Here is an 18,791-nt window from a genome sequence, read left to right on the forward strand (position 1 = left end):
TTATCATTAATTTTAATTTCAGATTATTAAAAATTCATCCCATATCTAGTTATCGAACCTTTTTGACCGAATATCCGAAAGCCTATGAAACCGATTATCTACACCTACGAAAAAGAGTACCAGATCAAAGGCAACTCATTGTTTCCATCAATTTTTCATTTGAAGGCATTTCCGTTACCGCGGAAGTAACGCCTATTGCTGTGCCTAACAGACCTATGATTCACCTAATTGTAAGAAACAATGAGAAGATTTCTACTCCTATTATTAACCATCCTTTCCTCCGGGGCTATATCTAAGATATATGCCCAGAGCGGAAGGCTAACGGCACCGGATAATGTCTGCCAGAACGCATATGCTTCCATGCACGCGTTCATAGACGATTTCAGGACCGTAGATAGCGTACGGTGGACTATTACGCCTCCAAGTGGCCCGGCCTATACCCATAGCAGGGCAATGGGCGCTCATCCGAAGTTCAAATATATCAGCGCTTCGGGGCAGTCTACAACCTTTATAACAGATCTGGTAGGGACATATAGTGTCACCGCTACTATCTATTATACAAGTGGAGGAGTCCAAAGGAACAGGACCAGGACCCAATCGTTCAATGTATATGATTGCTCCATGGACGCCTGTGAAGGTACCTTTACACCAGCAACGAACTTCAAGGAAACTTTCGGACAGTTCTATGCGGGAGCTCCCCGTCGGCCGGTAGATCCTCCGGCCACTGTAGGTTATACCTATGAGCCCTCTGCAAACCTGGCAGATGACTTTTATAGTATCCACTATAACTCTCAGATGGGTGGCCGCCCGGAATGGGATAATGTGGGAGACCATACTGATAACGGTTACGGTGGTATGCTGATCGCCAACTCATCAGATAATCCAAAGCTATTTTATAGAAGAGCCATAAACGGACTTTGCCCCGGTGCAAAATATAACTTCTCAGCCTGGTTCATTAACCTGAACTCACTACAGGTATTAAGCAACACCTGTCAGCGGGAAGATTATCGTTATGCAGGTGTAACTTTCATTGTAAGGAACGCCTCCACCAATGCCATCATCCGGCAGTTTAATACCAATGATGTATCGATGGACCTTTCCCGCAATCTGCCGGGAGATCAGCATTTAACAGGCTGGCAGAAATTCGGTGGTACACTTACCCTCGCGCCGGGCCAGCAAAATGTGATCGTGGAGATCATGAACAACAACCCGGGTGGTTGTGGTAACGACATTGCAGTGGATGACATTGAATTCGTTTTCTGTGCACCTAAAATATATTCATATATAGATGGATTGGGCGTGTCTGAAGACATGGTATGCCCCGGCGCTGAATTGACCCTCACTTCCGTGATCCAGCCATCTAATTATTTTACAAACCCGGTTTACCGCTGGGAAATGAACAGGAATAGCACCGGATGGGTAACCGTTGGTGCTCCTTATACAAACTTCAACACACCGATACTGAATATTCCTGCAGGTACTTTGCAGGAATTAGATGTGATAGAATACCGGCTAATGGTATTTGAAGCGGGGAACATAAATGATGCGGGGTGTTATACTCCTTCCAACCGGGTACTGCTAACAGTACCCGCACTACCCAGTATCAATGCAACGAGACCCGCCATCTGCCGGGGGGATACTACTATCCTCCGGGCCAGCCCGTTGGAATCTCCGAGCGTTACAGGGTATGAAAGCTTTACTTTCGTTGGGCCCAGGATCTTAACCTGGCCAACACTTCCTGCACCAAAGGATTCCGTAATGGTGGATCCTATTGTGACGAGTGTTTATAATGTGAGAGGTGGTATAAATTATGGGCGCTATGCAAATGGTACGCCCCGTTACTGTTTTAAAGATGCAAGCATCACCATTACAGTAGATCAGCCACCAACTGTAAACCTTGGCCCGGACCAGGTTTTGTGTGCAGGCACACCTGTTACACTGGATGCCGGTGCAGCCAATGCTGCATTCCCTATCACCTGGGCACCAGGTGGCCAGACAAGCCAGACGATCTCCTTCCCTGCCCCAACTCCTGCTGCCGGCGTAGCTACGCTGCAGAATCAGTACAGGGTAATGGTGAGGAATGGAGAATGTACCGTGCGTGACACTGTTAATATTACAGGTGTTGCACCTGCCGTAGCGAACATTGATATACCACAATTCTATTGCGGCGTAACATCTATTTCATTGAAAGCAGATGCGATCACAGCTGCCTATACAGGTTTGTGGACAATTGTTGGAGCCACCAATGGCGCCACCATCGCAAACCCAACTCTGGCAAACGGGGCCACACTGAACAACGTTGCCTTAGATCAGCCCATCACTTTAAGATGGACGGTTTCTCCGGTGGCCAGGCCAGATTGCAGCACCTTCGAAGAATTTACAATTACCAGTGAAACAAGGCCAACCGCTACTGTAACAGGACCGTTTACACAGTGTTCTCCTACATTCCAGCTTTCCGGTAATGTTCCGGGACCAGGTATGCAGGGAGTATGGACATTAATATCCGGCTCTGCTACATTTGATGATCCGAATAGTCCTACTGCCATAGCTACCGTAACCGGCACTACACAGGTGAGGATTGAATGGAGAGTATCCAGCACCAATCCTGCTTCTACCTGCGTTGCTGCTACAAGGCAAACAACACTGGATTATTCGCCGGCACCCTTGCTTAATGTGACCAATGTGGATATAAACAGTTGCTCCAATGCCAATTCGTTTGTATTGCCATGGACAAAGGTCAATAATCCTACGAGTTATATAATTGATGCATTTGGTGCAAATCCAATGCCCGGTTTCAATCAAAAAACAGGTTCCATTTCAGGTACTACCGGTAATATTACTACCTCAATCCCTGCGAACACCCCGGCTGGCACCTATACCTTCCGTTTGACCGCAAGGAAAACATCGCCTATTGCCTGTAATGGATATACTTATTTCACCGTAAGGATTGAAACACCATCTACCGTACCTACTATTACCCTCTCTGCACCAACAATTTGTGCCGGTTCTTCTGCTACATTAACTGCAAATGGTACATTAGGCTCTGGTGCAAACTGGGTTTGGTACCAGGGTGGATGCGGAACAGGTGTATCCATTGGCTCCGGCTCAAGCATCACTGTTTCACCAACAGCTGCCACTACTTACTATGTAAGAGCAGAAAGCGCTATGCCATGCGGTAATACTACCTGTGCTTCCGCTACTGTAAATGTGGACCAGATGCCTGCCGCCGCAAACGCAGGACCAGACCAGGAACATTGTAACGTTGCCACATTCAACCTGAATGCAACAGCACCAAGCATCGGTACTGGTACATGGACGGTACCTGCAGGCATTATACTTACAGGTGGCCTCAATAACCGCAACGCCACCGTAACAGTGCCTGCCGGACAAACAGTTACATTAACATGGACGGTTACCAATGGTACCTGTACTTCTACTCCGGACAATGTGGTACTCACTAACCTGAGCCCCATTGCGGATAACGTGATATCACAGGACCAACTGATCTGCGCAGGTGATCAACCGGCGCAGCTTACAGGAACCGGTACCCCGAGTGGTGGTAATGGAACTTATACATATCAGTGGGAATATAGCACCACCAGTGCTACGGGTCCCTTCTCTCCTGTTGCAAGCGCAACAGGAGGCATCTTCCAGCCACCGGTAATATCACAAACAACGTGGTACAGAAGAGTGGTAACCTCAGGTGCTTGTACTTCCAATAGCAATGTGATCCAGATCCGTGTCTCCACCAATCCGCCTGTAGTGGTTTCAACACCAGCAGCTACCAGCGCACAATGTTTGACCGGCACCGATTACACTGCATTATTCGGCACACCTGTGTTCAGTCACCCGGATAACCTTTCATTTACCGTTACACATAATGACGTCACAACAACGCTTGCCTGCGGATTCAGAATTACCCGCACATGGACAGCTACAGACGCCTGTATGCACACGGCTACGACTTCTCAAACCATCACCATCACAGATACAACAGTTCCGGTGATTACCGGTGTGCCTAACGACACTACGGTAAATTGCGATGCTGTTCCTCCTCAACCGAATCTGACAGCTACTGATAATTGTGATCTCAGCATAACTGTAACAAGGGCTGAAACCCGTACCAATGGCAGCTGCCCCAATAGTTATACCCTTACCCGCACATGGACGGCAAGGGATGCCTGTGGTAATCAGACAGTTGCCACACAGGTAGTTACTGTAAGAGATACCACTGCTCCTGTGGTAACCACTGCGATACCGGCTGCCAGAACGGTAGATTGTGATGCCGTTCCTGTTCAGGAAGATGTTACTGCTACTGATAACTGCTCTGCGGTTCCAAATATCACTGTAACTAAAAACCAGGTGCGCACTAACGGCGCCTGTGCTAATAGTTATATACTCACCCGTACATGGGTAGTAAGAGATGAATGTGGTAATGATACCACCATCACTCAGGTGCTCACCGTGCAGGATACTACTGCTCCGGTAGTGACAACCGTGATCCCGACTGCAAGAACAGTAGATTGTAATGCCGTTCCTGTTCAGGAAGACGTTACTGCTACCGATAATTGCTCTGCCGTTCCGAATATTACAGTAACTAAAAATGAAGTGCGCACCAATGGTGCCTGTGCTAATACTTATACCCTCACCCGTACATGGGTAGTAAGGGATGAGTGCGGTAATGATACTACCATCACACAAGTAGTGCATGTTCAGGACACAACGGCTCCTGTAGTAACTACGGTGATCCCTGCTGCAAGAACTGTAGATTGTAATGCCGTTCCTGTTCAGGAGGACGTTACTGCTACCGATAATTGCTCTACCGTTCCGAATATCACAGTAGTTAAAAACGAGGTACGAACCAACGGTGCCTGCGCTAATACTTATACACTCACCCGTACATGGATAGTGAGCGATGAGTGCGGTAATGACACGACTATCACACAAGTGGTGCATGTACAGGATACCACTGCCCCGGTAGTTACAACTGTGATCCCGGCTGCAAGAACAGTAGATTGCGATGATGTGCCTGTTCAGGAAGATATCACCGCTACCGACAACTGCTCTGCAGTTCCAAACATCTCTGTTGTTAAAAATGAAGTACGTACCAATGGTACTTGCAGTAATACTTATACACTCACCCGTACATGGGTAGTGAGCGATGAATGTGGTAATGATACCACTATTACCCAGGTGATCCATGTTCAGGATACTACCGCTCCGGTATTTGCTGTGGCCGCCCCGGCTGATACTACGGTAGATTGTAACAGTGTACCGGCACAACCGGTTATCACTGCTACAGATAATTGTTCTGCAACACCAAATATCACTGTAACAAGGAATGAGGTTCGTACCAATGGTACATGTGCTAACAGTTACACCTTAACACGTACATGGACAGCCAGGGATGAATGTGGTAACGACACTACCATCACGCAGATCATCCATGTGCAGGATACCGTTGCACCAAGGTTTGATGCCATCGCTCCTGCGGACACCACTGTGGATTGTAACAGCGTTCCTGCTCAGCCGGTTATCAATGCTACCGACAACTGCTCTGCAACTGGTAATATCACCATAACAAGAAATGAGGTCCGTACCAATGGATCTTGTGCCAATACCTATACACTCACCCGTACATGGAGAGCTGTAGATGAATGTGGAAACGACACCACTATTACCCAGATCATCCATGTGCAGGATACAACAGCTCCGGTATTCTCTGTAGTTGTGCCAGCTGATACTACCGTAGATTGTAACAGCGTACCTGCCCAGGCAGTGATTTCCGCTACAGACAATTGCTCTGCAACGGGTAATATCACCATAACCAGGAACGAAGTTCGTACCAATGGTACTTGTGCCAACAGTTACACCCTCACCCGCACATGGAGAGCTGTAGACGAATGTGGTAACGATACTACTATCACGCAGGTAGTACATGTTCAGGATACAACCGCTCCCGTGGTGACAACTGTGATCCCGGCTGCAAGAACGGTAGATTGTGATGCCGTTCCTGTTCAGGAAGACGTTACTGCTACCGATAATTGCTCTACCGTTCCGAATATTACAGTAACTAAAAACGAAGTACGTACCAATGGCGCCTGCGCTAATACTTATACCCTCACCCGTACATGGGTAGTAAGGGATGAGTGCGGTAATGATACTACTATCACGCAAGTACTTCATGTTCAGGATACAACCGCTCCGGTGGTGACTACGGTGATCCCTGCCGCAAGAACAGTAAATTGCGATGTTGTACCGGTTCAGGAAGACATCACTGCTACCGACAACTGCTCTGCGGTGCCAAACATCACAGTAGTTAAAAACGAGGTACGCACCAACGGTGCTTGCGCTAATACTTACACCCTCACCCGTACATGGGTAGTGAGCGATGAGTGTGGCAACGATACCACCATTACACAAGTACTCAACGTACAGGATACTACTGCTCCGGTGGTAACCGTAGTTATTCCAGCAACCAGAACAGTAGATTGTGATGACGTTCCTGTTCAGGAAGATATCACCGCTACTGATAACTGCTCTGCGGTACCAAACATCACAGTAGTTAAAAATGAAGTACGCACCAACGGTGCCTGCACGAACAGCTATACACTCACCCGTACATGGGTAGTAAGTGACGAGTGTGGTAATGATACCACCATTACACAAGTGATCAACGTTCAGGATACCGTTGCACCAAGGTTCGATGCAATAGCTCCGGCGGACACTACCGTGGATTGTAACAGCGTTCCGGCTCAACCAGTGATCAATGCTACAGACAACTGTTCTGTAACGCCAAATATCACTGTGGTGAGGAACGAAGTGCGCACAAACGGCACTTGTCCTAATACTTATATCCTCACAAGGACCTGGACAGCTACTGACGAGTGTGGTAATGATACCACCATCACACAGGTGATCAATGTAAGGGATACTGCCGCTCCAAGATTTGATGCAGTAGCACCTGCTGATACCACTGTGGATTGCAACAGTGTGCCTGCTCAACCAGCGATCACTGCTACAGACAACTGCTCGGCTGTAGGTAATATCACCGTTACAACGAACGAAGTTCGCACCAACGGATCTTGCGCTAATAGCTACACGCTCACCCGTACATGGACAGCTGTAGACGAATGCGGTAACGACACCACTATCACACAGGTGATCAACGTAAGGGATACTGCAGCTCCAAGGTTTGATGCAGTAGCACCTGCTGACACTACCGTGGATTGTAACAGCGTTCCGGCTCAACCGGTTATCAATGCTACCGACAACTGCTCTGCACCAGGTAACATCACAGTAACAACGAATGAGGTTCGCACCAACGGCACCTGCGCTAACAGCTACACCTTAACCCGTACATGGACCGCCGTAGACGAATGTGGTAATGACACCACTATTACGCAGGTGGTGCATGTTCAGGATACAACCGCTCCGGTATTCTCTGTAGTTGTACCAGCTGACACCACCGTAGATTGTAACAGCGTACCTGCCCAGGCTGTGATTTCCGCTACAGACAATTGCTCTGCTACAGGTAACATTACAGTAACAAGGAACGAAGTACGTACTAACGGTACATGTGCCAACAGCTACACCCTCACCCGCACATGGAGAGCTGTAGACGAGTGTGGTAACGATACTACTATCACGCAAGTAGTGCATGTTCAGGATACAACCGCTCCGGTGGTGACTACAATCATCCCGGCTGCAAGAACTGTAGACTGCGATGATGTGCCTGTTCAGGAAGATGTCACCGCTACCGATAACTGCTCTGCGGTGCCAAACATCTCAGTAGTTAAAAACGAAGTACGTACCAATGGCGCCTGCGCTAATACTTATACCCTCACCCGCACATGGGTAGTAAGTGATGAGTGCGGCAACGATACCACCATCACTCAGGTACTCACCGTGCAGGATACTACTGCTCCGGTGGTAACGGTGGTTATCCCTGCAACCAGAACAGTAGATTGTGATAATGTACCTGTTCAGGAAGATATCACCGCTACCGATAACTGCTCTGCAACACCAAATATCACAGTAGTTAAAAATGAAGTACGCACCAATGGCGCCTGCGCTAATACTTATACCCTCACCCGCACATGGGTAGTAAGTGACGTGTGTGGCAACGATACCACTATTACACAAGTGATCACCGTTCAGGATACCGTTGCTCCAAGGTTTGATATCATCGCACCTGCGGATACCACCGTGGATTGTAACAGCGTACCTGCTCAACCAGTGATCAATGCTAGCGACAACTGCTCTGCAACACCAAATATCACTGTAACCAGGAATGAGGTTCGTACTAATGGCGCATGCGCTAATAGCTACACCCTTACCCGCACATGGACTGCTACGGACGAGTGTGGTAATGATACCACCATCACCCAGGTGATCACCGTAAGGGATACAACAGCTCCAAGGTTCGATATGATCGCACCTGCAGATACCACCGTGGATTGCAACAGCGTTCCGGCTCAACCGGTTATCAATGCTACGGACAACTGCTCTGCTATAGGTAATATCACCATCACCAGGAATGAAGTTCGTACCAATGGATCTTGCGCTAACAGCTACACCCTTACCCGTACATGGACAGCTGTAGATGAATGTGGCAACGACACCACCATCACTCAGGTGATCAACGTAAGGGATACTACAGCTCCAAGGTTTGATGCCATCGCTCCGGCGGACACCACTTTAGATTGTAACAACGTTCCTGCTCAGCCGGTTATCAATGCTACCGACAACTGCTCTGCAACAGGTAATATCACCATAACCAGGAACGAGGTTCGCACCAATGGATCTTGCGCTAACAACTACACGCTCACCCGTACATGGACAGCTGTAGATGAATGTGGCAACGATACTACCATCACACAGGTGATCAACGTAAGGGATACTGCCGCTCCAAGATTCGATGCAGTAGCTCCTGCAGATACCACTGTGAACTGCGACGCAGTGCCTGCTCAACCGGTTATCAATGCTACCGACAATTGCTCTGCAACAGGTAACATTACCATAACCAGGAACGAAGTGCGTACCAACGGTACTTGTGCCAACAGCTACACCCTCACACGCACATGGACTGCTGTGGATGAATGTGGTAATGACACCACTATCACTCAGATCATCCAGGTGCAGGATACAACAGCTCCAAGGTTCGATATGATCGCACCTGCGGATACCACCGTGGATTGTAACAGTGTGCCTGCTCAGCCGGTTATCAATGCTACAGACAACTGCTCTGCTGCAGGTAATATCACCATAACCAGGAATGAGGTTCGTACCAACGGCGCCTGCGCTAACAGCTACACCCTCACTCGCACATGGAGAGCTGTAGACGAATGTGGCAACGACACCACCATCACACAGGTGATCACCGTAAGGGATACAACTGCTCCGGTGGTAACTACCATTATCGCGGCTGCAAGAACTGTAGATTGCGATGTTGTACCGGTTCAGGAAGACATCACTGCTACTGACAACTGCTCTGCGGTGCCGAACATCAGCGTAGTTAAGAATGAAGTACGCACCAACGGTGCCTGCGCTAATACTTACACCCTCACCCGTACATGGGTAGTGAGCGATGAGTGTGGCAATGATACCACCATTACACAAGTACTCAACGTACAGGATACTACTGCTCCGGTGGTAACCGTAGTTATTCCAGCAACCAGAACAGTAGATTGTGATGACGTTCCTGTTCAGGAAGATATCACCGCTACTGATAACTGCTCTGCGGTACCAAACATCACAGTAGTTAAAAACGAAGTACGCACCAACGGTGCCTGCACGAACAGCTATACACTCACCCGTACATGGGTAGTGAGCGATGAGTGCGGTAATGATACCACCATCACGCAAGTGATAAACGTTCAGGATACCGTTGCACCAAGGTTCGATGCAATAGCTCCGGCGGACACTACCGTGGATTGTAACAGCGTTCCGGCTCAACCAGTGATCACCGCTACAGACAACTGTTCTGTAACGCCAAATATCACTGTGGTGAGGAACGAAGTGCGCACAAACGGAACTTGTCCTAATACTTATATCCTCACAAGGACCTGGACAGCTACAGACGAGTGTGGTAATGATACCACCATCACACAGGTGATCAATGTAAGGGATACTGCCGCTCCAAGATTTGATGCAGTAGCACCTGCTGATACCACTGTAGATTGTAACAGCGTTCCGGCTCAACTAGCGATCACCGCTACCGACAACTGCTCGGCTGTAGGTAATATCACCGTTACAACGAACGAAGTTCGCACCAACGGCACCTGCGCTAACAGCTACACGCTCACCCGTACATGGACAGCTGTAGACGAATGCGGCAACGACACCACCATCACACAGGTGATCAACGTAAGGGATACTGCCGCTCCAAGGTTTGATGCAGTAGCACCTGCTGACACTACCGTGGATTGCAACAGCGTTCCGGCTCAACCAGCGATCACCGCTACCGATAACTGCTCTGCTGTAGGTAACATCACCGTTACAACGAACGAAGTTCGCACCAACGGCACCTGCGCTAACAGTTATATCTTAACACGTACCTGGACTGCAGTAGACGAATGTGGTAACGACACCACGATCACCCAGATCATCCATGTACAAGATACCGTTGCACCAAGGTTTGATGCAATCGCTCCGGCAGACACCACCGTGGATTGCCAAAGCGTACCGGCTCAACCAGCGATCACCGCTACAGACAACTGCTCTGCTGCAGGTAACATCACTGTAACAAGGAACGAAGTACGCACTAACGGTACATGTGCTAACAGTTACACCCTCACCCGTACCTGGACAGCCGTAGACGAATGTGGTAACGACACCACCATTACACAGGTGATCAACGTGAGAGATACCACAGCTCCAAGGTTCGATATGAGCGCACCTGCGGATACCACAGTAGATTGTAACAGCGTTCCGGCCCAACCGGCGATTGCAGCTACAGACAACTGTTCTGCTGTAGGTAACATCACCTTTACAACTAACGAGGTACGCACCAATGGCGCCTGCGCTAACAGCTACACTTTAACACGTACCTGGACAGCCGTAGACGAATGTGGTAACGATACTACTATCACACAAGTGATCACCGTAAGGGATACCACTGCTCCGGTTGTGACTACTATCATCCCTGCCACCAGAACTGTAGATTGCGATGATGTACCTGTTCAGGAAGACATCACCGCTACCGACAACTGCTCTGCGGTGCCAAATATCACAGTAGTTAAAAACGAAGTACGTACCAACGGTACCTGCGCTAACAGCTACACCCTTACCCGCACATGGGTAGTGAGCGATGAGTGTGGTAATGATACCACTATCACGCAGGTGATCACCGTTCAGGATACCGTTGCGCCAAGGTTCGACATAGCAGCCCCTGCTGACACCACTGTGAATTGTGATGCAGTTCCTGCTCAGCCGGTTATCAATGCAACAGATAATTGCTCTGCAACAGGTAACATCACCATAACCAGGAATGAAATACGTACCAATGGTACCTGCGCTAATACTTATACCCTCACCCGTACCTGGACAGCTGTAGACGAATGTGGTAATGATACTACTATCACGCAGATCATCCAGGTGCAGGATACAACAGCTCCAGGGTTCGATATGATCGCACCTGCAGATACTACCGTGGACTGCAACAGCGTTCCTGCTCAACCGGTTATCAATGCTACCGACAACTGCTCGGCAGCAGGTAATATCACCGTAACCAGGAATGAAGTACGCTCCAACGGTACATGTGCTAACAGTTATATCTTAACCCGTACCTGGACAGCTGTAGACGAGTGTGGCAATGATACCACTATCACCCAGATCATCCATGTACAGGATACCGTTGCACCAAGATTCGATGCTGCAGCACCTGCTGACACCACTGTGAATTGTGACGCAGTGCCTGCCCAACCAGCGATCACTGCTACAGACAACTGCTCTGCTACAGGTAACATCACCGTTACAACGAACGAAGTTCGCACCAACGGCACCTGCGCTAACAGTTATATCTTAACGCGTACATGGACTGCAGTAGACGAATGTGGTAACGACACCACGATCACTCAGATCATCCATGTACAGGATACCGTTGCACCAAGATTTGATGCAATAGCGCCGGCTGACACTACCGTGGATTGCCAAAGCGTTCCGGCTCAACCAGTGATCACCGCTACAGACAACTGCTCTGCAGTAGGTAATATCACCGTAACAAGAAATGAAATACGCACGAACGGTGCCTGCGATAACAGCTACACCCTTACCCGTACATGGACTGCCCGCGATGAGTGTGGCAACGATACAACCATCACACAGGTGATACATGTACAGGATACCTCCGCTCCTGTTATCCTGGTAATTCCGGCAGACACTACCGTGAATTGCGATGCAGTTCCGGCGATGATAGACCTGGCAGCCACAGATAATTGTAACGGCCCTGTAACTGTCACTAAATCTGAAACCCGTCAGAATGGAGCCTGTGACAACAGTTACATCCTCACCCGCACATGGACGGCTACTGACGCATGTGGTAACGACTCGGTCTACAGACAAATAGTGACTGTACAAGACACCACACATCCAATGATCCTGGTTATCCCTGCAGATACCACAGTGAATTGCGATGCAGTTCCGGCCCAGCCAGATCTGACAGGTGTGGATAATTGCTCAGCTACTGTAACCGTAACCAAAGCTGAAACCCGTGTGAATGGCAGCTGTGCAAACAACTACCAGCTGATCCGCACATGGACCGCTACGGATGCATGTGGCAACGATACCACTTATACGCAGGTAGTAACGGTTCAGGACACTACTAAACCAATATTCCCGTCAGTTCCGGCTGATACCACTGTGAACTGTGACGCTGTACCTCCTCAGGCAACCCTGATAGCTACAGATAATTGCTCCGGCACTGTAACGGTGATCATGGCAGAAACACGCATCAACGGCAGCTGTGCAAACAGCTACCAGCTCATCCGCACATGGACAGCTGCGGATGCTTGTGGCAACGACTCGGTCTACATACAAGTGGTAACAGTTCAGGACACGACCAAACCAATGATCCCGAATGTTCCGGCAGACACCACCGTGAATTGCGATGCTGTTCCGGCACAGGTTATTCTGACAGGTACAGACAATTGCGTTGGTATTGTAACAATAACTACGGGTGAAACTCGTGTGAACGGCAACTGCGCCAATAACTACCAGTTGATCCGCACATGGACTGCTACGGATGCATGTGGTAACGACACCACTTATACACAGGTAGTAACTGTAAGAGACACTACTAACCCTGTATTTGATATCATAGCACCTGCAGACACAACTGTAAGCTGCTCCGCAATTCCTGTACAGCCAGACCTTACCGCTACAGATAATTGCTCCGGCACTGTAACTGTAACCAAAGCTGAAACACGCATCAACGGCACCTGCGCTAACAGTTACCAACTGATCCGCACATGGACTGCAACGGATGCCTGTGGTAACGACACCATGTACAGACAAGTGATCAACGTGGTAGACACAACCAGACCTGTGTTCACCCTGCCTGTACCGGCTGACACCACTGTTAGCTGCCACGCTATCCCAACTCAGGCAGACCTGAGCGTAACGGATAACTGCAGCGCCGCAACAAATATCATCGTGCTGAAGAACGAGGTGAAACAGCCTCTTCCGGGTGCATGCGTGAATAACTACCTCCTGATCCGCACATGGACAGCGATGGACGAATGCAGAAATACCGTAACGGTTACACAAACCATCACGGTGGTGGATACAACCCGCCCAACATTCACCAGTCCTGTTCCGGCAGACATAACAGTAGAATGTAGCGCCATACCAACCGCACCGGTGATGACCGCTACTGATAATTGCAGCACTGCCAATGGTGTTACTGTGAACTACACTGAAACACGTGTGAACATCCCTGGCGCCTGTGTGAACAATTACCAGCTGGTACGCACCTGGACGGCAACAGATGAATGTGGCAACAGCAACATCGTATCTCAAACTATCACAGTACAGGATACTACCGCACCGGTATTCACTACCGCTACTCCGGCTAACACCACTGTAGAGTGTGACATGGTTCCGGCTCAACCGGATCTCACAGCAACAGATAATTGCTCTGCTAACGTAACGGTTACCAAAGCTGAGCAACGTATCAACGGTACCTGCGCTAACAGTTACACGCTGATCCGCACCTGGACCGCAACAGATGAATGTGGCAACGACACAACTATCACCCAGACTATTACGGTGATGGATCGTACCAAACCAACATTCACCAGTCCGATCCCGGCTGATACAACTGTGAATTGCGATGCTATACCAGTACCACCGGTATTAACCGCAAACGATAACTGCAGCCTCACGGTGGGTATCACATTCAACGAACAACACATCACCATCCCTGGCGCATGCGTTAATAACTACAGGCTGCTCCGCACCTGGACGGCTACTGACGAGTGTGGCAACTATACAACTGTTATGCAGGTAGTAACAGTGGTAGATACAACAAGACCTGTATTTACCATGCCGGTGCCAGCTAACATCACCATAGATTGCGATGCTATCCCAACACAACCGGATATCACAGCCATGGATAACTGCTCTGCTACCAGCAATGTAACCATCACTAAAGCAGAACAACGTATCAACGGTAACTGTGCAAACAACTACCAGTTGATCCGTACCTGGACGGCTACTGACGAGTGTGGTAACAGAGCCACCGCTACTCAGGTGATCACAGTACAGGATACCACCAGACCGGTATTCAGTATGCCAGCGCCTGCTGATGCAACGGTAGAATGTAACAACATCCCTGCTCAACCTGTACTTACAGCTACAGACAATTGCAGCACGGGTACTATAAATGTGGTAAGGTCAGAACGTATGGAACAGATCCCGGGTGCTATGTGCGCAGGCAACTATCGCCTGATCCGTACCTGGACGGCTACTGACGAGTGTGGCAACAGTACCACGGTACAGCAGATCCTCACAGTAGTAGATACTACGCCTCCAGGCTTTACCATGGCAGTTCCTGCAGATATGACGGTAGATTGTAACAATATCCCGGCTCAGCCTAACCTGACTGCTACGGACAATTGTACGCCTACTAACAGGATCACGGTAGCGAAAGACCAACGCCGTGAAGACATTCCTGGCGCCTGCGTGAACAACTACCGCCTGATCCGCACCTGGATCGCCACTGACGAATGTGGTAACAGAGCCACCGCTACACAGGTGATCACGGTACAGGATACTACAAGGCCAACGTTTACTGTATCCATCCCGGCGGATGCAACAGTAGAATGTAGCGCAATACCGGCTCAACCGGATCTGAGCGTAACAGACAACTGTACACCATCTAATCTGGTAAGGGTTGTGAAGAATGAGCGCAGAGAAAATATCCCTGGCGCATGCGTGAACAACTACCGCCTGATACGTACCTGGACGGCAACTGACGAGTGCGGCAACAGCAGAACCGTTGAGCAGATACTCACTGTAACAGATCGTACCGCTCCGGCCTTCACGATCTCCACTCCTGCTGACGCAACGGTAGAATGTAACGCAATACCGGTTCAGCCAATGCTGTCTGCTATGGATAATTGCAGCCCTGCAAGTGCTGTAACGGTAACAAGAGCTGAACGCAGAGAGAACATACCTGGTGCATGTGCGAATAACTACCGCCTGATCCGCACCTGGACGGCAACTGACGAGTGTGGCAACAGCAGAACTGTTCAACAGGTGATCACTGTACAGGATACTACTAAACCGGTATTCTCTACTACACCACCTGCAGACATCACGGTAGAGTGTAACGCAATACCTGCTCAGCCAGACCTGATGGCTACTGATAACTGTTCTGCCATGAACATGATCACCATTGTGAAGAATGAAGTGAGAGAAACCATCCCTGGCGCATGCGCGAATAACTATCGCCTGATACGTACCTGGACGGCAACTGACGAGTGTGGTAACAGCAGAATGGTAAGACAGGTGGTAACCGTACAGGATAGAACAGCACCAGTGTTCAACATGGTTCCTCCTACCAATATGACGGTGAACTGTCATGAAGTACCAGCTGCACCGGTATTAACGGCTACGGATAACTGCTCAATGAGCAATAACGTAACAGTAACGTACAGCTTCGTTAAAACACAACTGTCTGCTACCTGCGTGTACAATTACAGACTGGACCGCATGTGGACGGCAACGGATGAATGTGGTAACAAAGCCATCGTAAGACAGGTGATCACGGTAATAGATACAACAAGACCGGTATTCAATGCGCCAACGCCAAGAGATACCACCGTTAGCTGTGAATCTATACCAAATCCGCAGATCGTTACTGCATCCGATAATTGCAGTCGCCCTGGCGGTGTGATCATCACACATAAACAAACAAGACAGGATATTCCGGGCGCTTGTAAGAACTATCGCCTCATCAACACCTGGACGGCCAAAGATGAATGTGGCAACACTTCAGTGATCACACAGGTAGTGACAGTGGTAGACACAACAAGACCGGTAATAGCAGCACCACCTGCAGATATTACGATCATGTGCGGTGCACCGATCCCAACTAATATGATCGAGCTGAATGCTACCGACAATTGCGATGGTACATTCCCGAAAAAAGTGAGATACACCATTGATCCATATGTGAAAGATCTATGCAACGGCTACACCATCATCAGAAGATGGAGCGTATCTGACGCATGTGGTAATGCAGCACGGGACGTTATCCAACGGATCATTGTAAGGCCTTGTCCGAAACCTGAACTCGAAGCAGATGTAGTGGTGAATTGCTCCAGCAATCCGTTCATCACCCTCAGAACAAGAGGTAACGTGAATAGACCGGTATATGTACTGGTAGGTGTAACACCAGCCAATGCTGTACAGGTGCCGCTGATCTCCACAAATAACCGCTTCAACCTGAATGGCGCTACTACAGCATCCTTCATAGTTCGGGACGGTATTACAGGCTGCGCTTCCGATACCATGACCTATAACATCAGCTACCTGCAAATGCCGGTTGTGAACCTGGGTAATGATACAAGTATCTGCGGCAGCAACGGTATGGTACTTGATGCAGGCCCTGCCAACTTCGGATACCAGATCAGGTGGTCTACCGGTGAAACAACACAACGTATCAGGGTAGTGACCCCCGGCACATATAAAGTAACCGTAAGCAACGGTATGTGTGTGACCACAGATTCGATCAAGGTGGGTGTAATACCAATGCCGCTGGTGAATCTGCCGGATACTACCATCTGCCGCGGTCAGAATGTGAAACTGGATGCCACCGTAACTGGCGGATCTTACCTCTGGAGCACTGGTGCAACATCACCATCGATCAATGTAAGTACGCAGGAACGCTTCTGGGTAAGAGTGATGAAGAATGGCTGTATCACGATAGACACGATCAATGTAACCGTGAATCCGCCACCAGACATCTCACTCAGCAGAGATACCACCATCTGCCCTGGCCAGACAGTGATGCTGACCGTAAATACAAATGCAGGCCGTGTTCAGTGGGGAACCGGAGAAATGGGTAACTCTATCATGGTGAGCAGAGCCGGTAACTACTCGGTATCTGTGTACAGAGATAATTGTGTGGTGAAAGAATTCGTGAAAGTGAGTGAACGGCCTAACATGAAGTTCGATCTCGGTCCGGACAGGATCATGTGTCCAGGCGGAAGCATCCTCATCGATGCCCGCAACCCGGATGCAGCTTCCTACCGCTGGAACGATGGAGATACAGATCCGGTGAAATCTATCACGCAAGGTGGTAAATACATTATCGGTGTACTGGATAGGTATTGCGATCGCTACATGTCAGACAGCATCAATGTTGTCATAGCCGGTCCGCCAACTGTGAACCTGGGTAATGATACCACTATCTGCAGAGGCATCCGATTCATATTGAAGTCTAACGCGAAGAATGCTACCTCGTACAGATGGAGCAACGGTGCAACCACCAGCTCTATTGAGATCACGCAGCCTGGCACTTACAGCGTAACAGCTTACAATGATTGCGGAAGCACTACGGATGAGATCACGATCAATATGAAAGAGTGCGACAGTCGTCCGGACTTCCCGAACGTCTTCTCTCCGAACGGCGATGGAAATAACGATGTGTTCCGCCCGGTAATCAGAGGACCGATGTATGACTACGAGCTGCGTATCTTCAACCGTTGGGGTGAGCTGGTGTTCATCAGCAAGGATATGCACCTGGGATGGGATGGTACTTACAAAGGACGTAATGTAGATGTAAGCACCTTCGTATGGTGGCTCAGCTACAAGAAAGTTAGGAACGGACCAGCCTTCGTGATCAAAGGAGATGTAACAGTCCTTAGATAAAATAAAGTATATCGTTCTTTCACAAGAGAACCCGCTCAAATGAGCGGGTTCTTTTTTTTTCTGTTTGAAAAGAAAATATTACTTTTAGTTCAAGTTGATTTGTTAACCAATACTACACTACAAAAAATCAACTCAACATTTTAGGGAATAAAAAAACAGGGAAAGGACTTCCCTGCTGAATGCTATTGCGGCCGGCTAAGCCGTGGACGGGAAGCAGCTGCCCGTCCTATATTCACGATAGCCCAAACAAACGTTTAATGTAAAGACATACGGGAAATTAAAACACCCGTCCATTGTGAATGAAGTCCAAAAACAAAAAACCGTTCAGGTTTTTAGGTTTCCTGAACGGCCTTACCAAACTGGTGAGTTTAGCTGAAAAAATCAAAGTTCTGTGGGATTTGTTCCTTTAGAAC

The 18,791-nt window shown here is 48.9% G+C and carries 1 protein-coding gene; it reads left to right on the forward strand.

All coding sequences use genetic code 11. The features are described from left to right. Positions 1-240 precede the first annotated feature (240 nt). The gene (locus AAHN97_RS10920) at positions 241-18,378 is read left to right on the forward strand and encodes a gliding motility-associated C-terminal domain-containing protein (RefSeq protein WP_343307633.1); all 18,138 of its coding nucleotides are present in this window, start codon (positions 241-243) and stop codon (positions 18,376-18,378) included. The last annotated feature ends 413 nt before the right edge of the window (positions 18,379-18,791 follow it).

The organism is Chitinophaga niabensis (genome assembly GCF_039545795.1).
GTDB classification, from domain to species: Bacteria; Bacteroidota; Bacteroidia; order Chitinophagales; family Chitinophagaceae; genus Chitinophaga; species Chitinophaga niabensis_B.